This is a genomic window from Burkholderia sp. Bp9015 (genome assembly GCF_003853505.1).
Lineage (GTDB): Bacteria > Pseudomonadota > Gammaproteobacteria > Burkholderiales > Burkholderiaceae > Burkholderia.
In genome coordinates, this window is the sequence record NZ_QTPZ01000003.1 from 245,195 (window position 1) to 267,272 (window position 22,078).

At 66.7% G+C, this 22,078-nt stretch carries 21 protein-coding genes and 1 pseudogene; 10 read left to right on the forward strand and 12 right to left on the reverse strand.

Features of this window, described 5'->3' with window-relative positions:
- Window positions 1-30 precede the first annotated feature (30 nt).
- Window positions 31-1,851 carry a PhoH family protein gene (locus tag DIE12_RS05590; RefSeq protein ID WP_124486272.1) on the reverse strand — a complete coding sequence of 607 codons (1,821 nt, stop codon included), beginning with the start codon at window positions 1,849-1,851 and terminating at the stop codon, window positions 31-33.
- On the opposite strand from DIE12_RS05590, the pseudogene DIE12_RS38930 reads away from it, so the two are divergent.
- A pseudogene (locus DIE12_RS38930) lies at window positions 1,801-1,994 on the forward strand (hypothetical protein). The gene DIE12_RS05590 and the pseudogene DIE12_RS38930 sit on opposite strands and share 51 nt — an antisense overlap.
- A 193-nt stretch (window positions 1,995-2,187) precedes the next feature.
- Here the strand turns inward: DIE12_RS38930 and DIE12_RS05600 are convergent.
- The 8 genes from DIE12_RS05600 to DIE12_RS05635 all read right to left on the reverse strand — a co-directional run bounded on the left by DIE12_RS05600 (window position 2,188) and on the right by DIE12_RS05635 (window position 10,044).
- Entirely contained in the window at window positions 2,188-2,649 is a 462-nt protein-coding gene (locus DIE12_RS05600) for a peroxiredoxin (protein ID WP_006756046.1), read from the reverse strand.
- 108 nt (window positions 2,650-2,757) lie between these two features.
- On the reverse strand, window positions 2,758-3,654 hold the full coding sequence (locus tag DIE12_RS05605) for a polysaccharide deacetylase family protein (protein WP_059529808.1): 897 nt from the start codon (window positions 3,652-3,654) through the stop codon (window positions 2,758-2,760).
- Between the two features lie 12 nt (window positions 3,655-3,666).
- The gene (locus DIE12_RS05610; protein ID WP_124486274.1) at window positions 3,667-4,722 is read right to left on the reverse strand and encodes a bifunctional UDP-4-keto-pentose/UDP-xylose synthase; all 1,056 of its coding nucleotides are present in this window, start codon (window positions 4,720-4,722) and stop codon (window positions 3,667-3,669) included.
- Entirely contained in the window at window positions 4,719-5,666 is a 948-nt protein-coding gene (locus DIE12_RS05615; RefSeq protein WP_124486275.1) for a formyltransferase, read from the reverse strand. The genes DIE12_RS05610 and DIE12_RS05615 overlap by 4 nt, the downstream gene beginning before the upstream one ends.
- On the reverse strand, window positions 5,663-6,685 hold the full coding sequence (locus DIE12_RS05620) for a glycosyltransferase (RefSeq protein ID WP_124520206.1): 1,023 nt from the start codon (window positions 6,683-6,685) through the stop codon (window positions 5,663-5,665). Before DIE12_RS05620 ends, DIE12_RS05615 begins: the two co-directional genes overlap by 4 nt.
- A 6-nt stretch (window positions 6,686-6,691) precedes the next feature.
- Window positions 6,692-7,843 (reverse strand): DegT/DnrJ/EryC1/StrS aminotransferase family protein, encoded by a 1,152-nt coding sequence (locus tag DIE12_RS05625; RefSeq protein ID WP_044847241.1) that lies wholly within the window; start codon window positions 7,841-7,843, stop codon window positions 6,692-6,694.
- Window positions 7,844-7,982: 139 nt separating this feature from the next.
- On the reverse strand, window positions 7,983-8,354 hold the full coding sequence (locus DIE12_RS05630; protein ID WP_044847242.1) for an EamA family transporter: 372 nt from the start codon (window positions 8,352-8,354) through the stop codon (window positions 7,983-7,985).
- Window positions 8,355-8,367: 13 nt separating this feature from the next.
- Window positions 8,368-10,044 (reverse strand): glycosyltransferase family 39 protein, encoded by a 1,677-nt coding sequence (locus DIE12_RS05635; RefSeq protein ID WP_124520207.1) that lies wholly within the window; start codon window positions 10,042-10,044, stop codon window positions 8,368-8,370.
- Between DIE12_RS05635 and DIE12_RS37980 the strand changes: the two genes are divergently transcribed.
- A complete protein-coding gene (locus DIE12_RS37980) occupies window positions 10,043-10,183 on the forward strand; it encodes a hypothetical protein (RefSeq protein WP_185640961.1) in 141 nt (46 codons plus the stop codon). The two genes, DIE12_RS05635 and DIE12_RS37980, sit on opposite strands and share 2 nt — an antisense overlap.
- Here DIE12_RS37980 and DIE12_RS05640 read toward each other — a convergent pair.
- Entirely contained in the window at window positions 10,180-10,554 is a 375-nt protein-coding gene (locus DIE12_RS05640) for an Mth938-like domain-containing protein (protein WP_006754746.1), read from the reverse strand. The genes DIE12_RS37980 and DIE12_RS05640 overlap by 4 nt on opposite strands.
- Window positions 10,555-10,869: 315 nt before the next feature.
- On the opposite strand from DIE12_RS05640, the gene DIE12_RS05645 reads away from it, so the two are divergent.
- From DIE12_RS05645 to DIE12_RS05670, 6 genes are all read left to right on the forward strand, one after another.
- Window positions 10,870-12,108 carry a pyridoxal phosphate-dependent aminotransferase gene (locus DIE12_RS05645; protein ID WP_124486277.1) on the forward strand — a complete coding sequence of 413 codons (1,239 nt, stop codon included), beginning with the start codon at window positions 10,870-10,872 and terminating at the stop codon, window positions 12,106-12,108.
- 54 nt (window positions 12,109-12,162) lie between these two features.
- Complete coding sequence (locus DIE12_RS05650; RefSeq protein ID WP_124486278.1) at window positions 12,163-13,491, forward strand: homoserine dehydrogenase; 1,329 nt, start codon at window positions 12,163-12,165, stop codon at window positions 13,489-13,491.
- A 14-nt stretch (window positions 13,492-13,505) separates the two neighbouring features.
- A complete protein-coding gene (thrC, locus tag DIE12_RS05655; protein WP_124520208.1) occupies window positions 13,506-14,957 on the forward strand; it encodes a threonine synthase in 1,452 nt (483 codons plus the stop codon).
- A 292-nt stretch (window positions 14,958-15,249) separates the two neighbouring features.
- On the forward strand, window positions 15,250-16,497 hold the full coding sequence (glp, locus tag DIE12_RS05660; RefSeq protein ID WP_124520209.1) for a gephyrin-like molybdotransferase Glp: 1,248 nt from the start codon (window positions 15,250-15,252) through the stop codon (window positions 16,495-16,497).
- A gap of 19 nt (window positions 16,498-16,516) precedes the next feature.
- Window positions 16,517-16,774, forward strand: coding sequence for a molybdopterin converting factor subunit 1 (gene moaD, locus DIE12_RS05665; RefSeq protein WP_006758354.1), 258 nt, complete (start codon window positions 16,517-16,519; stop codon window positions 16,772-16,774).
- Between the two features lie 108 nt (window positions 16,775-16,882).
- Complete coding sequence (locus DIE12_RS05670) at window positions 16,883-17,359, forward strand: molybdenum cofactor biosynthesis protein MoaE (protein WP_124486280.1); 477 nt, start codon at window positions 16,883-16,885, stop codon at window positions 17,357-17,359.
- 60 nt (window positions 17,360-17,419) lie between these two features.
- Here DIE12_RS05670 and DIE12_RS05675 read toward each other — a convergent pair whose 3' ends face one another.
- Window positions 17,420-17,980 (reverse strand): group III truncated hemoglobin, encoded by a 561-nt coding sequence (locus DIE12_RS05675; protein WP_124520210.1) that lies wholly within the window; start codon window positions 17,978-17,980, stop codon window positions 17,420-17,422.
- Window positions 17,981-18,245: 265 nt separating this feature from the next.
- Here DIE12_RS05675 and DIE12_RS05680 point away from each other — a divergent pair, with 265 nt between their 5' ends.
- Both DIE12_RS05680 and clpB read left to right on the forward strand, forming a co-directional pair.
- The gene (locus DIE12_RS05680) at window positions 18,246-18,764 is read left to right on the forward strand and encodes an Rrf2 family transcriptional regulator (RefSeq protein WP_124486281.1); all 519 of its coding nucleotides are present in this window, start codon (window positions 18,246-18,248) and stop codon (window positions 18,762-18,764) included.
- Between the two features lie 156 nt (window positions 18,765-18,920).
- Window positions 18,921-21,518, forward strand: coding sequence for an ATP-dependent chaperone ClpB (gene clpB / locus DIE12_RS05685; protein WP_044847251.1), 2,598 nt, complete (start codon window positions 18,921-18,923; stop codon window positions 21,516-21,518).
- Between the two features lie 122 nt (window positions 21,519-21,640).
- On the opposite strand, the gene DIE12_RS05690 is transcribed toward clpB, so the two are convergent.
- The gene (locus DIE12_RS05690) at window positions 21,641-22,072 is read right to left on the reverse strand and encodes a YidB family protein (RefSeq protein WP_124486282.1); all 432 of its coding nucleotides are present in this window, start codon (window positions 22,070-22,072) and stop codon (window positions 21,641-21,643) included.
- Between the last annotated feature and the right edge of the window lie 6 nt (window positions 22,073-22,078).

Genomic DNA, 22,078 nt, shown 5'->3' on the forward strand with positions numbered 1-22,078 from the left:
CGGAGGCCGGCGGGCAGCCGGCGTATCGCGTTACAGGATGTCCGACGCGTAGTCGGCGAGCCGCGAGCGTTCGCCGCGCGCGAGCGTCACGTGGCCGCTGTGGCCCCAGCCCTTGAAGCGGTCGACGACGTAGGTCAGGCCCGAGCTGCCTTCGGTCAGGTAAGGCGTGTCGATCTGCGCGATGTTGCCGAGGCACACGATCTTCGTGCCGGGGCCTGCGCGCGTCACGAGCGTCTTCATCTGCTTCGGCGTCAGGTTCTGCGCTTCGTCGATGATCAGGTACTTGTCGACGAACGTGCGTCCGCGCATGAAGTTCATGCTCTTCACCTTCAGGCGCGAACGGATCAGCTCCTGCGTCGCCGCACGGCCCCATTCGCCGGCTGCGTCGTCGGTCTTCTGCAGCACTTCGAGGTTGTCGTCGAATGCACCCATCCACGGCTGCATCTTCTCTTCCTCGGTGCCGGGCAGGAAACCGATGTCCTCGCCGACGGGCACGGTCGCGCGCGTCACGATGATCTCGTTGTAGCGCTTGTCGTCGAGCACCTGCGCGAGGCCGGCCGCGAGCGCGACGAGCGTCTTGCCGGTGCCGGCCTGGCCGAGCAGCGTGACGAAGTCGATCTCGGGGTTCATCAGCAGGTTCAGCGCGAAGTTCTGCTCGCGGTTGCGCGCGGTGATGCCCCACACGTTGTTCTTGTGGTGGCTGTAGTCGCGCAGCGTCTGCAGCAGCGCCGTCTTGCCGTTCAGCTCGCGCACGATCGCGTGGAACGTCGGCTCGCCGTTCTGCGGCTCGAGATAGACGAACTCGTTGACGAGCATCGACCCGCAGAGCGGGCCCGTCACGCGGTAGTACGTGGTGCCCGTCTTCGTGTCCTGCCAGCTCTCCATCCCCTTCGCGTGTTTCGTCCAGAAGTCCTGCGGCAATTCGCGCACGCCGCTATAGAGGAGATCCTTGTCCTCGAGGACCTGGTCGTTGAAGTAGTCTTCCGCGGGCAGGCCGAGCGCATGCGCCTTGATGCGCATGTTGATGTCTTTCGACACCAGCACGACCTGGCGGTCCGGCCGGTCGCGCTGCAGCGCGCGCACGACGCCGAGGATCTGGTTGTCGGCCTTGCCTGCGGGCAGGCCTTCGACCGGCGCGATGTCCGCGAGCCTGGTCTGGAAGTAGAGGCGGCCGAGCGCCTCGCGGCTGCCGAGACGCGACAGCGGAATGCCGTCGGAGATCGGGCCGCCGTCGGCGACCAGCGCGTCGAGCGTGCGGCTCACCTGGCGCGCGTTGCGCGCGACTTCGGACATCCCCTTCTTGTGGTTGTCGAGTTCCTCGAGCGTCATCATCGGCAGATAGACGTCGTGTTCCTCGAAGCGGAAGAGGCTGCTCGGGTCGTGCATCAGCACGTTCGTGTCGAGCACGAACAGCTTCTGCAATTCGGCTTCGGCCGGCTTGCGGCTGCGCGACTTCGTCGCGGCACCGGCATCGCGTGCGCTCGCGGTGGTCGGCTTGCCGGCCCCGGGCTTGTCGTTGCGTGCGACGACCGGCGCGGCGGGGGCGGCAGGGGCCGCCGGTTCGACCGGTGCCGGCATCGGCTGCAGCAGCGCGGCCGTCTGTCTGGTCTTGCGACCGCGTGCGGGCGTGCCCGCGGCTTCTTGCGTCGACGCCGCGACGGCGCGCAGCGGCGCGGCCGTGTTCGCGGCTTCGGTCATCGGTTGGGCCACGCTGGCCGGGCCATATTCTCCGGCTGTGGAGGCGTCCCCTTCGGCGGATTTCTTCGCGGCTTTCGCGGGCCGCGCTTTCGCCTTGTATTCATCGGGCGGCAGCAGGCTGCCGAGCTTGCTGGGGGCAGTAGGCAAAGGCATGGTGTCCCTCGGGAGGAATCGTGTCGCATGGCGTGCGCCGCTGATCGCATCCTGCGTGACGTGGAAGGTGCATGCAGTTTGCGCGCGGTGGCGCACAGGAAATTCGTCTAGCCGGTTCGCCTAAGTGTCGATCAGCTCCTTGACGGGGTGAGGGGCCGGACCGAGAGCCGGCGCGCAGTCCATAAAAAAAGCCGCTGCCCCGGGGACCGGGACATGCGGCTCGGCTGATACCGTCGTGATGCGCGTCAGGTGCCGGAAAGCATCGCAACGGGCACCGGCGCAGCTACGAGAAATATGGGGCGAACTGGCATTCATTGCGGCCCAATATAACGCGGCTCAAAGCGCTTGTACAGCACTTAGCACGTCGTCCACGTGACCGGGCACCTTGATGCCGCGCCATGCCTGGCGAAGCACGCCGTCGGCGTCGATCAGGAACGTCGAACGCTCGATTCCGCGCACTTCCTTGCCATACATTTTCTTCATCTTGATGACATCGAACAGCGCGCACAGCGCCTCGTCGGCATCGGAAATCAGCGGGAACGGCAGTTCGAGCTTCGCCTTGAAATTGTCATGCGAGCGCAGGCTGTCGCGCGACACGCCGATCACTTCGGCGCCGGCCTTCTTGAACTTCGGATAGAGATCGCGGAACTGCAGGCCTTCGGTGGTGCAGCCCGGCGTGTTGTCCTTCGGATAGAAATACAGGACGAGCTTCTTGCCCTTGAGGTCGGACAGCGAAATGTCGCCGCCCGTCGCCGGTGCGGTGAAATCGGGAACTTGACGGTCAACTTCGACGGACACGTGTTTCTCCTGTTGTTATGGAAAGGCGCCGCTCGGGCGGCGCGGTTCGGCGGGGCGTCGCGGCGGCACGCCGCAAGGGCAGGGCAGGCGGCGCGGGTGCGCGCGAACTCAGTCGGGCTGGACGATCAGCTCGCCGGAGCGGCCGGGAATCTCGCCCCACGTGACAGGGTACGATGGCAGCGAGTCGCGGTCCAGCGTCGCGTGGTAGTCGCCCATCGTCGCAAACGTATGGCCCTGTGCGCGCCAGCCGGCGAGCAGCTGCTCGAATACCGGCGCGAGCTTCTGGCCTTCCAGTTCCGCATGCAGCGTGAACACCTGGTCGTGCGGATTGGTTTCCGTGAACTTCAGGATGTGCGCGGCGACGTTGTGCGTGTCGATGCCGTCGATGCCGAGCACTTCGTCGAGGGTCGGCAGCGTGGTCGGCATCTGCACGTGCGACAGCGTGCGGCCGCCGACCACGGGCAGATACGGCGAATGGCCGCGGCCGTCGGATGCGTAGCGCATCCCCCACGCGTCGATCTGCTCGAACGCCGCGTCGTTCATCTGCCAGCCGGCCGCGCCGTGCGTGACGGGTGGCGCGCCGAAGACGTCGACGAAGCGCGCATGGCTCTTCTGCATTTCACGCGCGGTCCAGTCGCGATCGCGCACGCGCACGTTGTCCTGCCAGTACACGTGATCCCACGTATGGATCCCGCATTCGAAGCCGGCCTCGTGGATCGCGCGCATGTCGGCGATCGCGCGGCGGCCGATGTCGGGGCCCGGCAGCAGTACCCCGTACATCAGCTGTTTCACGCCGTAGTGCTCGACCACCGACGTGCGCGACACCTTCTTCAGGAAGCCAGGGCGGAACACGCGCCGCAGCGCCCAGCCCGTGTGATCGGGCCCGAGGCTGAAGAGGAAGGTCGCGCGCGCGCTGAAGCGGTCGAAGATGCGCGCGAGGTTCGGCACGCCTTCGCGCGTGCCGCGCAGCGTGTCGACGTCGATCTTGAGGACGATACGAGCCAAGCGAGCGTCCCGTCAGTTCTGCTGCTCGACCAGCGCGCGCGCATCGGCGACATGGCCGCGATACGCTTCGAAGATCTTGCGCAGCGCGTCGTCGAACGTCGATTGCGGCGCCCAGGCGAGCTCCTGCATCGTGTTGTCGATCTTCGGCACGCGGTTCTGCACGTCCTGGTAGCCATTGCCGTAGTAGGCGCCCGACGTCGTTTCGACGAGTTGCACCTGCTTCGCGGAGCCGGCGTATTCCGGGTATTCGGCGGCCAGTTCGAGCATCTTGTGCGCGAGTTCGCGAACCGAGAAATTATTCTTCGGATTCCCGATGTTGTAGATCTTGCCCGATGCGACGCCGTTCTTGTTGTCGATGATCTTCATCAGCGCGCTGATGCCGTCGTCGATGTCGGTGAACGCGCGCTTCTGCGAGCCGCCGTCGACGAGGCTGATGTTCTCGCCGCGCACGATGTGGCCGAGGAACTGCGTGACGACGCGCGAGCTGCCTTCCTTCGGCGTGTAGATCGAGTCGAGGCCCGGGCCGATCCAGTTGAACGGACGGAACAGCGTGAAGTTCAGGCCTTCCATCCCGTAGCCCCAGATCACGCGGTCCATCAGCTGCTTCGAGCAGGCGTAGATCCAGCGCGGCTTGTTGATCGGGCCGTACGTGAGCGCCGATGCATCCGGGTCGAACTGCTCGTCCGAGCACATGCCGTAGACCTCGGAGGTCGACGGGAACACGAGGTGCTTGCCGTACTTGACGGCCGAACGCACGATCGGCAGGTTCGCCTCGAAGTCGAGCTCGAACACGCGCAGCGGCTGCTGGACGTAGGTCGCGGGCGTCGCGATCGCGACGAGCGGCAGGATCACGTCGCACTTCTTCACGTGATACTCGACCCACTCCTTGTTGATCGTGATGTCGCCTTCGAAGAAGTGCATCCGCTCGTGGTTGACGAGGTCGCCCAGCCGATCGGTCTGCATGTCCATGCCGAACACTTCCCAATCGGTGGTTTCAAGAATGCGCTTCGACAGGTGATGGCCGATGAAGCCGTTCACACCCAGGATCAGGACTTTTTTTGCTTTCATGAATGACGGGAAGAATGAATGAACTGCGCGAATTCCGCGGGCGTCACGACGGTTTCGCTGCCGTCGCGCTGCTGCCACAGCTCGAGAATGGATAGGGCGCGGCTGTCGCCGCAGACGCCGAATAGCGCATTATCGCTTACGTGCAGGCCGGGCGGCAAATCCGCTGCGGCCGCGGCGGCGGCGCTGCCGGGCGCCGCGAGGCGCGCGCGGGCGATCACGAAACGCGTGCCGGCGACGTCGGTGAACGCGCCCGGATACGGGGGCGCGACCGCGCGTACCAGGTTGTAGACCTGCGCGGCCGGCTTCGACCAGTCGACGCGGCCGTCCTCCGGCTTGCGCCCGCCGTAGTAGCTGCCGTTCGCGAGATCGTTCGGCAGGTGCGGCGCCTCGCCCGCGAGCAGCGCGGGCAGCACGCGCCAGAGCGTCTGCTCGGCGGCGACCGTCACCTTGTCGAACACCTGCGCGGCCGTGTCGTCCGGCAGGATCGGCACGGCGGTCTGGCCGATGATCGCGCCCGCATCGGGCTTCGCGGCCATCTCGTGCAGCGTCGCGCCGGTTTCCGTTTCGCCGTTCAGCACGGCCCAGTTGGTCGGTACCCGACCCCGGTATTTCGGCAGCAGCGAACCGTGCATGTTGTACGCGCCGCGCGGAGCGATCGCGAGCAGGTCCACCGGCAGCATGTGGCGGTAGTAGAACGAGAAGATGAACTCGGGCCGCGCGTCGGATACCGCGCGGCGCAGTGCCGGCTCGGCGGGGTCGGCCGGCGTGACGACCGGGATCCCGTGCTCGGCGGCCACCGATGCGACGCTGCCGAACCAGATGTTCTCGTTCGGGTTGTCCTCGTGCGTGACGACGAGCGCGACGTCGACGCCGCGTGCCAGCAGCACCTGCAGGCAGCGCACGCCGACGTTGTGATACGCGAAGACGACGGCGCGCGGCTTCATTGCGACGTCCCCGTGCGGCTCGCGGGGGCCGGCACCGCCGGCATGCCGTCGTGCTGTTCGAGCACGGCCTGGATCAGGTAGCGCGGCCGTGCACGCACTTGCTGGTAGATGCGGCCGACGTATTCGCCGAGCAGGCCGAGCGCGAAGATGATCACGCCGAGCAGGAAGAACGTGATCGCGAACAGCGTGAACACGCCTTGCACTTCCGCGCCGACGATGAAGCGGCGCACGAGCAGCAGCACGAACAGCGCGGCGGAGCCGAGCGACAGGATCACGCCGATGAACGACAGCCACTGCAGCGGCACGACCGAGAAGCCCGTCACGAGGTCGAAGTTCAGCCGGATCAGGCTGTACAGCGAGTACTTCGACTCGCCCGCGAAGCGTTCCTCGTGCGCGACCTCGATTTCGGTCGGTTTCTGCGCGAACGTGTAGGCCAGCGCGGGGATGAACGTGTTGACTTCGCCGCACACGTTGATCGTGTCGATGATGCGGCGGCTGTACGCGCGCAGCATGCAGCCCTGGTCGGTCATCTTGATTCGGGTGATGCGCTCGCGCAGCCGGTTCATCATCTGCGACGCCTTGCGGCGCCACAGGCTGTCCTGACGCTGCTTGCGGATCGAGCCGACGTAGTCGTAGCCTTCGCGCATCTTCGCGATCAGCTTGCCGATTTCCTCGGGCGGGTTCTGCAGGTCGGCGTCGAGCGTGATGACGATCTCGCCGCGCGACTGCGCGAAGCCGGCGAGGATCGCCATGTGCTGGCCGTAGTTGCCGTTGAGCAGCACGACACGCGTCGTGTCGGGGCGCACGTGGAACTGGTCCGCCAGCATCGCGGCCGAGCGGTCGCGGCTGCCGTCGTTGATCAGGATCACTTCGTACGACGTGCCGAGTGCGTCGAGTGCCGGGTAGAGCCGCGCGAACAGCGCGGCCAGGCCGTCTTCCTCGTTGTACACGGGGATGATGACCGATACCTCCGGGGTCGCGGCGCCCGGATGCCCGGCGCGTGCTTCAAGGTGATTCATGTACGCTTATTTTCCGTATTGTTCGCAAATCTGGTTGATGGCGTCGGCCACGCGACGCACGTCGTCTTCCGTCATCTGCGTGAAGAGCGGCAGCGTGACGGTCGATGCGCCGTATCGTTCGGCGTGGGGGAACATGCCCTCCTTGAAGCCGCGCGCACGATACAGCGTGAAAAGATGGATGGCCGGGTAGTGGACGCCCGTGCCGATGCCGCGCTCCTTCATCTGCGCCATGAAATCGGCGCGCGAGATCGACAGCCGGTCGAGCGGCAGCGTGACCTGGAACATGTGCCAGTTGCTGTTCTCGAAATCGGCGACGGGCAGGCCGAGCCCGAGCTGCACGGCCGCACCGCCGTCGAGCGCGGCGAAATACGCGCGCGCGAGTGCGCGGCGCTGCGCGGTGAAGCGCTCGAGGTGCGGCAGCTGGCCGAGGCCGACGCGCGCGGCGACGTCGGTCAGGTTGTACTTGCCGCCGAGCACGTCGCAGTCCATCCCGTCGAAGCCGGTGCGCGTGATGCCCTGCAGCCGGTACTTCTGCGCGAGCGTCGCCTCGTCCTCATTGTTCAGCACGAGCGCGCCGCCTTCGATCGTCGTCAGGTTCTTGTTCGCGTGGAAGCTGAACGACACGATGTCGCCGATCGCGCCGATGCGCTTGCCTTGCCACGTCGAGCCGAGCGCCTGCGCGGCGTCCTCGATCACGCGCAGGTTGTGTGCGCGCGCAATCGCGTACAGGCGGTCCATGTCGACCGGCAGGCCGGCCAGGTAGACCGGGATGAGCGCCTTCGTGCGCGGCGTGATCGCCTGCTCGAGCTTGTCGAGGTCGATGTTGCGCGTGACGGGGTCGATGTCGGCGAACACGGGCGTCGCGCCCGTCTCGAGGATCACGTTGCTGGTCGATACCCACGACGCCGGCGTCGTGATCACCTCGTCGCCGGGGCCGACGCCCGCGATGCGCAGGCCGATCTCGAGCGTGCAGGTGCCCGAATTGAACGCGCGGACCGGACGGCCGCCGCAGTACTCGGACAGCGCGGCTTCGAACTTCTGGCTCTGCGGGCCGGTGGTGATCCAGCCCGAGCGCAGTACGTCGACGACGCCCTGGATGGTTTCCTCGTCGATCTCGGGGCGGGTGAACGGCAGGAACGGAGCGGTAGTCTGGCTCATGAACACTTTGCCTGTAATGGCGTGTAATAAAGGGGTCGGGCGATCCGGCCCGAAACCGGCATTAAACACCGGTTGCCGGATTCGTACCGTGATTTTTTGTAGGCGGACGCTTAATGCCCGCCGGGCCGGCGGGGCGCGCTCAACTGCGCGCGAGCACGAGCACGCCGATCAGGATGATGCCGATGCCGACCAGCCGCTGGACCGACAGCACCTCGCCGAACAGGTACCAGGCGGCGAACGCGTTGACCACGTAGCCGAGCGACAGCATCGGATAGGCGATCGACACGTCGACCCGCGACAGCCCGACAATCCAGACGACGACGCTCAGCACGTAGCAGCCGAGGCCGCCGATGATCGGCAGCTGGGTCGCGATCTTCAGGCCGACCGGCAGGATGTTCGCACGGCTGAATTCGAAGTGTCCAACGGCGTTGACGCCGGCTTTCAGCAGAAGTTGCGCACAGGCGTTGAGCATCACGCCGGTGATGATGCAGACGAACGAAACGGGATTCATGCGGCGGGCGTCCTTACGATTGCGGTTTCTCGACGATCACGCGGCGGTTGTCGCGCGCGATCACGCGCATCGGCACGCCTTGCCTGACCAGCGTGTCGTACTGGCCGGGCGGCATGATCGCGAGCGCATGGGTGTCCTGCTTCCAGCGTTCGATCCATTGGTCGACGGTCGGGATCCACTTGTCCGGCTCGACCGAGATGCCGAATGCGAGCTCGTCCTGGCGCTGGACCATGATCGTCGTGTGGCCCATATAGAACGGGAACGTGTGATCGAGCATCTCGATCGAGTAGAACGGCGTGTCAGGCGGCAGCTTCGCCAGTTCGGCGCGCACGGCGGGCGCGAGCAGCGCGCCCGAGCTGTAGCGGCCGAATTCGTCGTGACCGGTGCCGCCGATCGTGCCGAACGCGAGCCACGCGGCGCCGAACGCGGTGATCGCGGCCGCGACGCCCACGCGGCGGTTCAGCCAGGCGGCCGCGAGCGTCAGCGCGCCCGCGACCGCGAGGCCCGCGTACAGCCACACCTGGAACGCACGATACAGCGCGTTCGGCGTGCGGGCGTCGCCCTGATACGCGAGGAAGATGATCCCGAACGCCGCGACGACGAAGAACACGAGGTAGCCGAGCAGGTGGCGACGGAACCGGTCGGCGCTCATCAGCGGCAGGTACGCGCCGATGATCAGCGCGAGCGCCGGCGCGACCGGCAGCACGTACGAGATCAGCTTCGAGTGCGACGTGCTGAAGAACAGGAAGATGAACGCGCTCCAGATCAGCAGCACGAGCATCGGCGAGAAGCCGTTCGGCTGGCGCGGCATGCGCAGCGCATGGCGGATGCTCTGCCACGCGACCGACAGCCACGGCAGGAAGCCGACCAGCAGCACCGGCACGAAATAGTAGAACGGGCCCGGGCGGTTCTGCTCCGGGGTCAGGTAACGGCGGAACTGCTGGACGATGAAGAAGAAATTGAAGAACTCGGGGTTGCGCTGCTGGACGAGCACGAACCACGGCGTGACGATCGCGAAGAAGATCACGAGGCCGCTGACCAGGTAGAGTCGCTTCCACAGTGCCCAGTCGCGGGCGATCAGCGTATAGAGCACCAGTACGGCGCCGGGCAGGATCAGGCCGACGAGGCCCTTGGACAGCACGGCGAACGCCATCGCGGCCCAGCACGCCCACATCCAGCCGCGCACCGCGCCCGCCGGCAGCCCGGGCCGCTGCGCGAGCAGCAGCGAGCAGAGCGACAGCGCCATCCAGAACGCGAGCCCCATGTCGAGGGCGTTGAAGTGGCCCATCAGGTTCCAGTACGGCGAGCACGCGAGCACGACGGCCGCGAGCAAGCCGGACAGCGGGTTGAACAGGCGCGCGCCCGTGAAGCCGACCAGCAGCACGCCGGCGAAGCTGGCGAGGCCCGTGTACAGGCGCGCCTGCCATTCGCCGATGCCGAACCAGGCGAACGTCAGCGCGTTCAGCCAGGTCTGCAGCGGCGGCTTCTCGAAATACTTGTAGCCGTTGTAGCGCGGCGTGATCCAGTCGCCGGTGACGAACATTTCCCGCGCCATTTCCGCGTAGCGGCCTTCGTCGCTCGGGATCAGGTGGCGCAGCCCGAGCGGCGCGAACCAGACGATCGCGAGCGCGACGAGCAGGAGGACGAGCGTGATGCGATTGAGCGGTAGCCTCGACGGCGTATCGTTCATGAATTTTCAGCCTGTTGGTTGTTGTAAGCGCCGCCAGCGGGTCGCGCCGGCGGCGGCCGGCTTGCCGGTTGCCGATCCGCGTGATGATCCGGGGATCGACCCGGTGTGCCGGCCCGAGTTTTACCGCATCGGGGATTAACGTTCAATTAAGAGCGCGGCGGCCACTTTGCGGCCCTCAGCCATCAGGATGTTGTAGGTCCGGCAGGCGGCCTGGAAATCCATCGTCTCGACGCCGATCCGCTTGGCCGTCAGCGCGGCCACGAGGCGCGGGTGCGGGAAGCGCAGCCGCGCGCCGCTGCCGAAGATCACGAGTTCGGGGGCCGGGTCGAGCAGCATCGCGAAATGCTCGGGCGCGAGCGCGTCGAACGACGATACGGGCCAGTCCCGCACCGGCGCGCCGGGCAGCACGATGACGCTCCCTTCGTGGCGTTGGAGGTTGACGTCGACATAATCGGGGCCGTAGCCGGTGACGGTGTTGAGCGCGCCGCTCGTGTCCTGGTGCAGTTTCAAATCGGTATTCCGCGGTTCCGTGGAGGGAAGGTCTGGCAAGGGCCGCACGGGCCCGGGCGGCCGTTTCGCGACCGGCGCACGCGGGACGCCTGACGGCGCGGGCCCGGAGCGGCCATGGTGCATTGCGAAAGGTGGCCAAAATCCGCTAAATTATAACTTTTTGGTCGCCCCCGGGCGCCACTTGCATCGTGCGTCGCCACAAGCCGCGTCCGACTGCCCGCATTTTCCCCAGTCTAGACAGCGCGCATAGACCAGCCGCTCTCCAGTTTTGATCCCGTCCCCCGGCCGCAAGGCCAACCCAGGAACCGTGTCGTCGTGAAACCGATTCAGAAGTCGAACAAGCTGCTCAACGTCTGCTACGACATCCGTGGCCCGGTGCTCGAGCACGCGAAGCGCCTCGAGGAAGAAGGCCACCGCATCATCAAGCTGAACATCGGCAACCTCGCGCCGTTCGGTTTCGACGCGCCGGACGAAATCATCCAGGACATGATCCGCAACCTGCCGGCGTCGTCCGGCTATTCGGATTCGAAGGGCGTGTTCTCGGCCCGCAAGGCCGTGATGCACTACACGCAGCAAAAGGGCGTCGTCGGTGTCGGCCTCGACGACATCTACATCGGCAACGGCGCGTCCGAGCTGATCGTGATGGCGACCCAGGCGCTGCTGAACGACGGCGACGAAGTGCTGCTGCCGGCGCCCGACTACCCGCTGTGGACGGCCGCCGTGAGCCTGTCGGGCGGCACGCCCGTGCACTACGTGTGCGACGAGCAGAACGCGTGGATGCCCGACCTCGACGACATCCGCCGCAAGATCACGCCGAACACCAAGGCGATCGTCGTGATCAACCCGAACAACCCGACCGGCGCGCTTTATTCCGACGAATTGCTGCTCGAATTGCTCGAGATCGCGCGTCAGCACGGGCTGATCGTGTTCGCCGACGAGGTCTACGACAAGATCGTCTACGACGGGCTCGAGCACACGGCGCTGGGCTCGCTGTCGGAAGACGTGATCACCGTCACGTTCAACAGCCTGTCGAAAAGCTATCGCTCGTGCGGCTACCGCGCGGGCTGGATGGCCGTGTCGGGCCTCGGCGGCGACAACCGCCGGCGCGCGAAGGATTACCTGGAAGGCCTCGGGATCCTGTCGTCGATGCGCCTGTGCGCGAACGTGCCCGGGCAGTTCGCGATCCAGACCGCGCTCGGCGGCTACCAGAGCATCAACGAGCTGATCGTGCCGAGCGGGCGCCTCTTCAAGCAGCGCGAGCTCGCGTACGACATGCTCACGTCGATTCCCGGCGTGACCTGCGTGAAGCCACAGGCCGCGCTGTACATGTTCCCGCGCCTCGATCCGAAGCTTTATCCGATCCAGAACGACCAGCAGTTCATCCTCGACCTGTTGCTCGAGGAACGCGTGCTGCTCGTGCAGGGGACGGGCTTCAACTGGGCGGCGCCGGATCACTTCCGCGTGGTCTTCCTGCCGAACCTCGACGACCTGACCGATTCGATCAACCGGATCGCGCGCTTCCTCGACGGCTACCGCAAGCGTCATTCGGTCTGAGCGGACAGCGTCCCCCGGCATTCATTCAATTCTTACTCATCGATCACACGCAGCATGGAACCGATCAAAGTTGGCCTGTTGGGCTTCGGCACCGTCGGCAGCGGCACCTTCACGGTGCTGCACCGCAACCAGGAAGAAATCAAGCGACGCGCGGGGCGCGGCATCGAGATCGCGCGCATTGCCGTGCGCAATCCGGCCAAGGCGCAGGCCGCGCTCGGCGGTAACGCCGGCGCCGCGCAGATCACCGACGATTTCAACGCGGTCGTCGACGATCCGTCGATCTCGATCATCGCCGAGATGATCGGCGGCACGGGCATCGCACGCGAGCTCGTGCTGCGCGCGATCGCGAACGGCAAGCACGTCGTGACGGCGAACAAGGCGCTGCTCGCGGTACACGGCACCGAGATCTTCGAGGCCGCGCGCGAGAAGGGCGTGATGGTCGCGTTCGAGGCGGCCGTCGCCGGCGGCATCCCGATCATCAAGGCGCTGCGCGAAGGCCTGACCGCGAACCGCATCCAGTACATCGCCGGCATCATCAACGGCACGACGAACTACATCCTGTCGGAAATGCGCGACCGCGGCCTCGACTTCGCGACCGCGCTGAAGGCCGCGCAGGAGCTCGGCTATGCGGAAGCCGATCCGACCTTCGACATCGAAGGCGTCGACGCCGCGCACAAGGCGACCATCATGAGCGCGATCGCGTTCGGCGTGCCGGTCCAGTTCGACCGTGCCTACGTCGAAGGCATCAGCAAGCTCGACGCGACCGACATCCGCTACGCGGAAGAGCTCGGCTACCGGATCAAGCTGCTCGGCATCGCGCGCCGCGCCGAAAACGGCATCGAGCTGCGCGTGCACCCGACGCTGATTCCGGAGAAGCGCCTGCTCGCGAACGTCGAGGGCGCGATGAACGCGGTCGTCGTGCACGGCGACGCGGTCGGCACGACGCTGTACTACGGCAAGGGCGCGGGCGCGGAACCGACCGCGTCGGCGGTCGTCGCGGATCTCGTCGACGTCACGCGCCTGCACACGGCCGACCCCGAGCATCGCGTGCCGCATCTCGCGTTCCAGCCGGACAGCCTGTCGAACACGCCGATCCTGCCGATCGAGGAAGTGACGAGCGGCTACTACCTGCGCCTGCGCGTGGCCGACCAGACCGGCGTGCTCGCGGACATCACGCGCATCCTCGCCGCCACGGGCATCTCGATCGACGCGCTGCTGCAGAAGGAATCGGAGCAGGTCGACGACGCGAACGGCGAAACCGACATCATCCTGATCACGCACGAGACGCTCGAGAAGCACGTGAACGCGGCGATCGCGCAGATCGAGAGCCTCGCGACGGTGGTCTCGAAGGTGACGAAGCTGCGTATGGAAGCGCTGAACTGAGGACCAGGAACGACATGAACTACATCTCCACGCGCGGCGCCGGCATCGGCGAGCGCCACACGTTCTCCGACATCCTGCTCGGCGGCCTTGCGAAGGACGGCGGGCTGTACCTGCCGGCCGAATACCCGCAGGTGTCGGCCGACGAACTCGCGCGCTGGCGCACGCTGCCGTACGCGGATCTCGCGTTCGAGATCCTGTCGAAGTTCTGCGACGACGTGCCGGCCGACGACCTGCACGCGATCACGCGCCGCACCTATACGGCCGCCGTATACAGCAACACGCGTCACGGCGAGAACGCGTCCGACATCACGCCGCTGAAGACGCTCGGCACCGAGAACGGCGCGGCGCTGTCGCTGCTCGAACTGTCGAACGGCCCGACGCTCGCGTTCAAGGACATGGCGATGCAGCTGCTCGGCAACCTGTTCGAGTACACGCTCGCGAAGCACGGCGAAGCGCTGAACATCCTCGGCGCGACGTCGGGCGACACCGGCAGCGCGGCCGAGTACGCGATGCGCGGCAAGGCAGGCGTGCGCGTGTTCATGCTGTCGCCGCACAAGAAGATGAGCGCGTTCCAGACCGCCCAGATGTTCAGCCTGCAGGATCCGAACATCTTCAACCTCGCGGTCGAAGGCGTGTTCGACGACTGCCAGGACATCGTGAAGGCTGTCTCGAACGATCACGCGTTCAAGGCGCAGCAGAAGATCGGCACGGTCAACTCGATCAACTGGGCGCGCGTCGTCGCGCAGGTCGTGTACTACTTCAAGGGCTATTTCGCGGCGACGACGTCGAACGACGAGCGCGTGTCGTTTACGGTGCCGTCGGGCAACTTCGGCAACGTCTGCGCGGGTCACATCGCGCGGATGATGGGCCTGCCCATCGCGAAGCTCGTGGTCGCGACCAACGAGAACGACGTGCTCGACGAGTTCTTCCGCACCGGCGCATACCGCGTGCGCAGCGCGGAAAACACCTATCACACGAGCAGCCCGAGCATGGACATCTCGAAGGCATCGAACTTCGAGCGCTTCGTGTTCGACCTGCTCGGCCGCGATCCGGCCCGCGTGATGCAGCTGTTCCGCGACGTCGAGGAGAAGGGTGGTTTCGATCTCGCGGCGAGCGGCGATTTCGCGCGCGTCGCCGAGTTCGGCTTCGTGTCGGGCCGCAGCAGCCACACGGACCGTATCGCGACGATCCGCGACGTGTTCTCGCGCTACGACACGATGATCGATACGCACACGGCCGACGGCGTGAAGGTCGCGCGCGAGCATCTCGACGCGGGCGTGCCGATGGTCGTGCTCGAGACGGCCCAGCCGATCAAGTTCGGCGAGACGATCCGCGAAGCGCTCGATCGCGAGGCCGAGCGGCCGGCTGCATTCGACGGGCTCGAGGCGCTGCCGCAGCGTTTCGAGGTCGTGAAGGCCGACGCGCAGCAGGTGAAGGACTTCATCGTCGCGCATACGGGCGCATGACGTAGCACCGGGGTAGCACCGTGCCGCGGGGTCGCAAGCCCGTCGGCGCAGCACGGCCGGAATGCCGATTCGTCGCACGGATCGGGGTTCCGGCCGTTTTGTTTGGGTTGGGCCGCGGCCGCGTACGGGCGCGCCGTCCGACGGCGCGCGAATCGAAACAAGTAAATCGAAACGAGTGCCAGTGCCGCGTGTTCGCGCCGATCACAGTTGCCGCATGTCCGGCATATCGCGCGTGGGCGCGACGGCGTCGCTACAATGACGTATTGACTCCAACGTTTCCCCGATTCCATCGATGTCGAACCCGAATCCCGCGGCGCCGCGCGCGCCGATGCTGTCGACCGCCGAGGCGCTCGCCGCGCTGCTCGAAGCCGCGAAGCCGTTGCCCGGCGCCGAAACCGTCGCCACGCTCGACGCGCTCGGCCGCGTGCTGGCGGCCGACGTGAGTTCGCCGCTCGACGTGCCGCCGATGCATACGAGCGCGATGGACGGCTACGCGGTGCGCGTCGCCGACCTGCTGCACGGCGAGCGGCGCCTGCCGGTGTCGCAGCGGATTCCGGCCGGCCATCCGGCCGCGCCGCTCGCGGCGGGCACGGCCGCGCGGATCTTCACCGGCGCGACGGTGCCGCCCGGCGCCGACGCCGTCGTGATGCAGGAACAGACGTCGGCCGACGGCGATGCGGTCGAGATCCTGCACACGCCGAAGGCCGGTGAATGGATCACCGCGCAGGGCGCGGACATCCGCCAGGGTTCGGTGATCCTGCCGTCCGGCACGCGGCTCACGCCGCAGGCGCTCGGGCTGGCCGCGTCGGTCGGCTGCGCGCAGCTGTCGGTCGCGCGGCGGATTCGCGTCGCGGTGTTCTTCACCGGCGACGAACTGACGATGCCGGGCGAGCCGCTGAAGCCCGGCGCGATCTACAACTCGAACCGCTTCACGCTGCGCGGGCTGCTCGAGCGGCTCGGTTGCCACGTGACCGATTACGGGATCGTGCCCGACTCGCTCGCGGCGACCCGCGACACGCTGCGCGAGGCCGCGCGCGATCACGACGTGATCCTGACAAGCGGCGGCGTATCGGTCGGCGACGAGGATCACGTGAAGCCGGCCGTCGAGGCCGAAGGGCGGCTCGCGCTGTGGCAGATCGCGATGAAGCCGGGCAAGCCGCTCGCGTTCGGCGCGGTGCGCCGCGGCGACGCGCGTCCCGACGCCCATTTCATCGGGCTGCCGGGCAACCCCGTGTCGAGCTTCGTCACGTTTCTGCTGTTCGTGCGGCCGTTCCTGCTGCGCCTGTCCGGCGTGCGCGACGTCACGCCGCGCGCGCTGTCGCTGCGCGCGGACTTCTCGCAAGGCAAGGGTGACCGGCGCAACGAATTCCTGCGCGCGCGCGTCAACGCGGCCGGCGGCCTCGACCTGTTCCCGAACCAGAGCTCGGCGGTGCTGACGTCGACGGTCTGGGGCGACGGACTGATCGACAATCCGCCGCAGCACGCGATCAGCGCGGGCGAGACCGTGCGTTTCATTCCGTTTTCCGAACTGCTGTCGTAATACGACGGCTTCCCGACTTATGAAGATTCAGCTGAAATTCTTTGCAAGCGTGCGCGAGGCGCTGGGCGTGTCCGACGAGCAGGCCGACGTGCCGGACGGCGTGACGACCGTCGGCGACGTGCGCGCGTGGCTGCGCCTGCGCGGCGGCGCGTGGGCCGAAACGCTCGCCGAAGGGCGCGCGTTGCGCATGGCATGCAATCACGAGATGACCGATCCCGATACGCGGCTCACCGACGGTTGCGAGGTCGCGTTCTTTCCGCCGGTGACGGGCGGTTGAGCTTTGGATGGGAGCAGAGTAGGTGCTAAAGCGCTAACTCTGGTCGACCGCAAAGCATGGGACCAGAGTAAGCGCTAAAGCGCCAACTCTGGTCGACAGAGGCAGATGATGGCAACGATACGAATCCAGACCGACGACTTCGACCTGAACACCGAAGTCGCGGCACTGCGCGCGCGCAACCCGAAGATCGGCGCGGTCGCATGCTTCGTCGGCACCGTGCGCGACCTGAACGAAGGCGATTCGGTCGCCGCGATGGAACTCGAGCACTATCCGGGGATGACCGAGAAGGCGCTCGAGAAGATCGCCGCCGAGGCCGGCCGGCGCTGGCCCGGGATCGACGTCGCGATCGTGCACCGCGTCGGCCGGCTGCTGCCGCTCGACCAGATCGTGATGGTCGCGACGGTCGCGTCGCATCGCGGCGACGCGTTCGCGTCGTGCGAATTCGTGATGGACTACCTGAAGACCGAGGCGCCGTTCTGGAAGAAGGAAACAACGCCGGACGGCGAGCGCTGGGTCGATGCCCGCAGTACCGACGATGCGGCGCTCGCGCGCTGGGGCGTCGAATCGGGCAACACGCCGCGTTGAGCGCGTCGTGCGGCGATGTGCCGCAGGCGCTCGAGGGTTCGAGCGCTGCGAATCGTCGTATCAGGCGTCCGGATCCGTGCCGCGTCCGATGATCCTCGCCGGAAACGGTTCGCCGCGGGCGCGTGACGGCAGCGCATGCGGATCGTCGCCCGTGTCGCGGCGGCGCGGCGCGATCGCGTCGAGCAGCGCCTGCTGCTCGGGCGGAATCGGGTAATCCCAGCCGAAGCGGCTCAGCTGCAGGCTCTGCGCGATCCGCAGCGCGGGCTCCATGAAGCGGATGGCCGCGGGCGGCGTGTAGCGGCCCTCGACGGTCTTCAGGAACAGCGACAGCCAGCGGCTGAAATGCGCGGGCTCGATCCCGTCGAGCGGCTGGTGCGCCTGCTGCACGTTGCCGCGATAGCTCTTGGTGCCGAGCACGAGGCTCGACCAGAAGCTCACCATCTTCGGCAGATGCTCGTCCCAGCGGCCGTCCAGCTTCGCGTCGAACACGGGGCCCAGCAGCGGATCGGCGCGCACGCGGTCGTAGAACGCGTACACGAGGTCGCGGATGTTGTCTTCGGTCGGTTCGGCGTCGCGCGGGCGGGCCGGGGCGGTATCGGGTGTGGCGGGCAGGGCGGTCATGGCAAAAAAGGGCCGGGAAATTCAGGGCATCGGTGACATGTCGGCGGAACGGCGGCGGGGGCAACGCGCAGGACGCCGACGGAATTTTGACGCAAAATAGCGTCCACCCCTGCCTGAAAAATGCGCAGATTCCATGCATCTTATTGCGCGCAGGCCGTCCCGGCAACCCGGCGTCGTCGGTGGCCTCGACAGCCGCCCCCGCGCGCGTTCCGATCGACCCGCTTCGCCCGAGCGGGGCACGATCGACGATTTTCCGTATCTGCTCATGAGACTCACCGACTACACCGACTACTCGCTGCGCGTCATGTTGTATCTCGCCGTGCGCGGCGAGGGGCTCGCGACGATCCAGGAGATCTCGGACGCCTACGGCATCTCGAAGAACCATCTGATGAAAGTCGTGCAGCAGCTCGGCGAGCTCGGCTGGGTCGACACCGTGCGCGGCCGCAACGGCGGGCTGCGGCTGTTCCCCGAATCGCTGAAGCTGACGGTCGGCCAGGTGGTGCGCGCGACCGAAAACGATTTCGCGCTGGTCGGCTGCTTCGTGGCCGACGGCGACGAGGCGCGCGGCTGCGTGATCGAGCCGCAGTGCCGCCTGAAAGGTGTGCTGGCGGCCGCGCGCGACGCATTCTTCGCCGAGCTCGACCGCCACACGCTCGGCGAGCTGAGCGTGCCCGCGTCGCCGCTCGCCGCGCTGCTGGGCATTCGTCCGATCGCGCGGGTGCGCGCCGAACCGTCCGGGGATGACGCGCCGGCGGCCGCCGAATCGTCGTCGAGGGGCGACTGACACGCCGGCGCCATCCCCGCCGTCCGCGCTGCGGCCCGCCCACAGGCCGGCGGGTCGCCGCCCGGCGATTTTTGCGTTGAATCAACCCGAATTCCGCTTGAAACCCGTATAACCATCCTCATCTTGGTGTTAATCGAAAATTGGAGGTCTCACCAAATGAGAATCGACAAGCTCACCACCAAGTTCCAGGAAGCACTCTCTGACGCGCAAAGCCTCGCGGCAGGCCGCGACAATCAATACATCGAACCCGTTCACGTGCTGGCGGCGCTGGTCGCGCAGCAGGACGGCTCCGCCCGCTCGCTGATGTCGCGCGCGGGCGTTCACGTGCAGGCGCTGCAAGGCGCGCTGAACGAAGCCATTTCGCGCCTGCCGCAAGTGACGGGAACGGGCGGCGACATCCAGATCGGCCGGGAGCTGGCCGGGCTGCTGAACCAGGCCGACAAGGAAGCGCAGAAGCTCAACGACACGTTCATCGCGAGCGAGATGTTCCTGCTCGCCGTGTCCGACGACAAGGGCGAAGCCGGCAAGCTGGCCCGCCAGCACGGCCTCACGCGCAAGGCGCTCGAAGCCGCGATCGCCGCGGTGCGCGGCGGCTCGCAGGTGCACAGCCAGGACGCGGAAAGCCAGCGCGAGGCGCTGAAGAAATACACGGTCGACCTGACCGAGCGCGCCCGCGCGGGCAAGCTCGATCCGGTGATCGGCCGCGACGACGAAATCCGCCGTTCGATCCAGATCCTGCAGCGCCGCACCAAGAACAACCCGGTGCTGATCGGCGAGCCGGGCGTCGGCAAGACCGCGATCGTCGAAGGGCTCGCGCAGCGGATCGTCAACGGCGAAGTGCCGGAGACGCTGAAGGGCAAGCGCGTGCTGTCGCTCGACATGGCCGCGCTGCTCGCCGGCGCGAAGTATCGCGGCGAGTTCGAGGAGCGCCTGAAGGCCGTGCTCAACGACATCGCGAAGGACGAAGGCCAGACGATCGTGTTCATCGACGAGATTCACACGATGGTCGGTGCCGGCAAGGCCGAAGGCGCGATGGACGCGGGCAACATGCTGAAGCCGGCGCTGTCGCGCGGCGAGCTGCACTGCATCGGCGCGACCACGCTCGACGAATACCGCAAGTACATCGAGAAGGATGCCGCGCTCGAGCGCCGCTTCCAGAAGGTGCTCGTCGACGAGCCGAGCGTCGAGGCGACGATCGCGATCCTGCGCGGGCTGCAGGAGAAGTACGAACTGCACCACGGCGTCGACATCACCGACCCGGCGATCGTCGCCGCGGCCGAGCTGTCGCATCGCTACATCACCGATCGTTTCCTGCCGGACAAGGCAATCGACCTGATCGACGAGGCTGCGTCGAAGATCAAGATGGAAATCGATTCGAAGCCCGAAGAGATGGACAAGCTCGATCGCCGGCTGATCCAGCTGAAGATCGAGCGCGAGGCCGTGAAGAAGGAGCAGGACGAAGCGTCGCAGAAGCGCCTGCAGCTGATCGAGGAAGAGATCGAGCGGCTCGGCCGCGAATATGCTGACCTGGAAGAGATCTGGACCGCCGAGAAGGCCGCGGTGCAGGGCAGCGCGCAGCTCAAGGAAGAGATCGAGAAGGTGCGCGCCGACATCGCGCGTCTGCAGCGGGAAGGCAAGCTGGAGAAGGTCGCCGAGCTGCAGTACGGCAAGCTGCCGCAACTCGAGTCGCGACTGAAGCAGGTCACGCAGGCCGAAGAGCAGGAGCAGCACAACCCGACGCGTCCGCGGCTGCTCCGCACGCAGGTCGGCGCCGAAGAAATCGCGGAAGTCGTGTCGCGCGCAACCGGGATTCCGGTGTCGCGGATGATGCAGGGCGAACGCGAGAAGCTGCTGCACATCGAGGAGAAGCTGCACGAGCGCGTGGTCGGCCAGGACGAGGCGATCAGCGCGGTCGCGGATGCGATCCGTCGTTCGCGCGCGGGTCTCGCCGATCCGAACCGTCCGTACGGCTCGTTCCTGTTCCTCGGCCCGACGGGGGTCGGCAAGACCGAGCTGTGCAAGGCGCTGGCGTCGTTCCTGTTCGATTCCGAAGAGCACCTGATCCGCATCGACATGAGCGAGTTCATGGAGAAGCACAGCGTCGCGCGGCTGATCGGCGCGCCGCCGGGCTACGTCGGCTACGAGGAAGGCGGCTACCTGACGGAAGCCGTGCGCCGCAAGCCGTACAGCGTGATCCTGCTCGACGAGATCGAGAAGGCGCATCCGGACGTGTTCAACGTGCTGCTGCAGGTGCTCGACGACGGCCGCATGACCGACGGGCAGGGGCGTACGGTCGACTTCAAGAACACGGTGATCGTGATGACGTCGAACCTCGGCTCGCAGGTGATCCAGGCGATGACGGGTTCGCCGCAGGAAGAGATCAAGGACGCCGTGTGGCTCGAAGTGAAGCAGCACTTCCGTCCGGAGTTCCTGAACCGGATCGACGACGTCGTCGTGTTCCACGCGCTCGATCGCAGCAACATCGAGTCGATCGCGAAGATCCAGCTCGCGCGCCTGCACGACCGGCTCGCGAAGCTCGACATGGCGCTCGACGTGTCGCCGGCGGCGCTCGAGCAGATCGCGAAGGTCGGCTACGATCCGGTGTTCGGCGCGCGGCCGCTGAAGCGCGCGATCCAGCAGGAGATCGAGAACCCGGTCGCGAAGCTGATCCTCGCGGGCCGCTTCGGTCCGAAGGACGTGATCCCGGTCGACGTCAACGACGGCCAGTTCGTGTTCGACCGCGTCGTGCACTGATCGCCGGCAATCGGCCGCGTGTCCGGTTCGCGCCGGGCACGCAAAAACAAACACCCCGCTCAGGCGGGGTGTTTGCATATGGGGCGGCCGAAACCGCCGCCGAGGCCGTCAGCCGGCGCGGCTCAGGCCTGCTTGTTGCCGCCGAACATGCCGGCGAGCTGCGTGAGCGTGCCGAGCACGTTCGACGTGTCGATCTGGCCGCCGGCCGGCACTTCGCCGTTCGGCGTCGCGCTGTTGACGACGTGCGGCAGCACCTGCGCGAGGATCGACGAGGCCTGGCCCGGATCGATGCCGATCTTGCTGGCGAGCGAACCGACGACGTCCGAGCCGAGCACGTTCTGCAGCGTGTCGGGCGAGATCGGCTGGTTTTCGCCGGTGCCGACCCACGAGCCGATCACGTCGCCGGCGCCGCCTTTCTGGAACTTCTCGATCAGGCCGTTCAGCCCGCCCGGCTGGTTGTTGATGAATTCGAGCGCGGTCGCGATCAGCGCGCTTTGCGAGTTGCCGCCGGCCTGGCCGCCGAGCAGACCGCCAACGATATCGAGGAGACCCATGGTTCT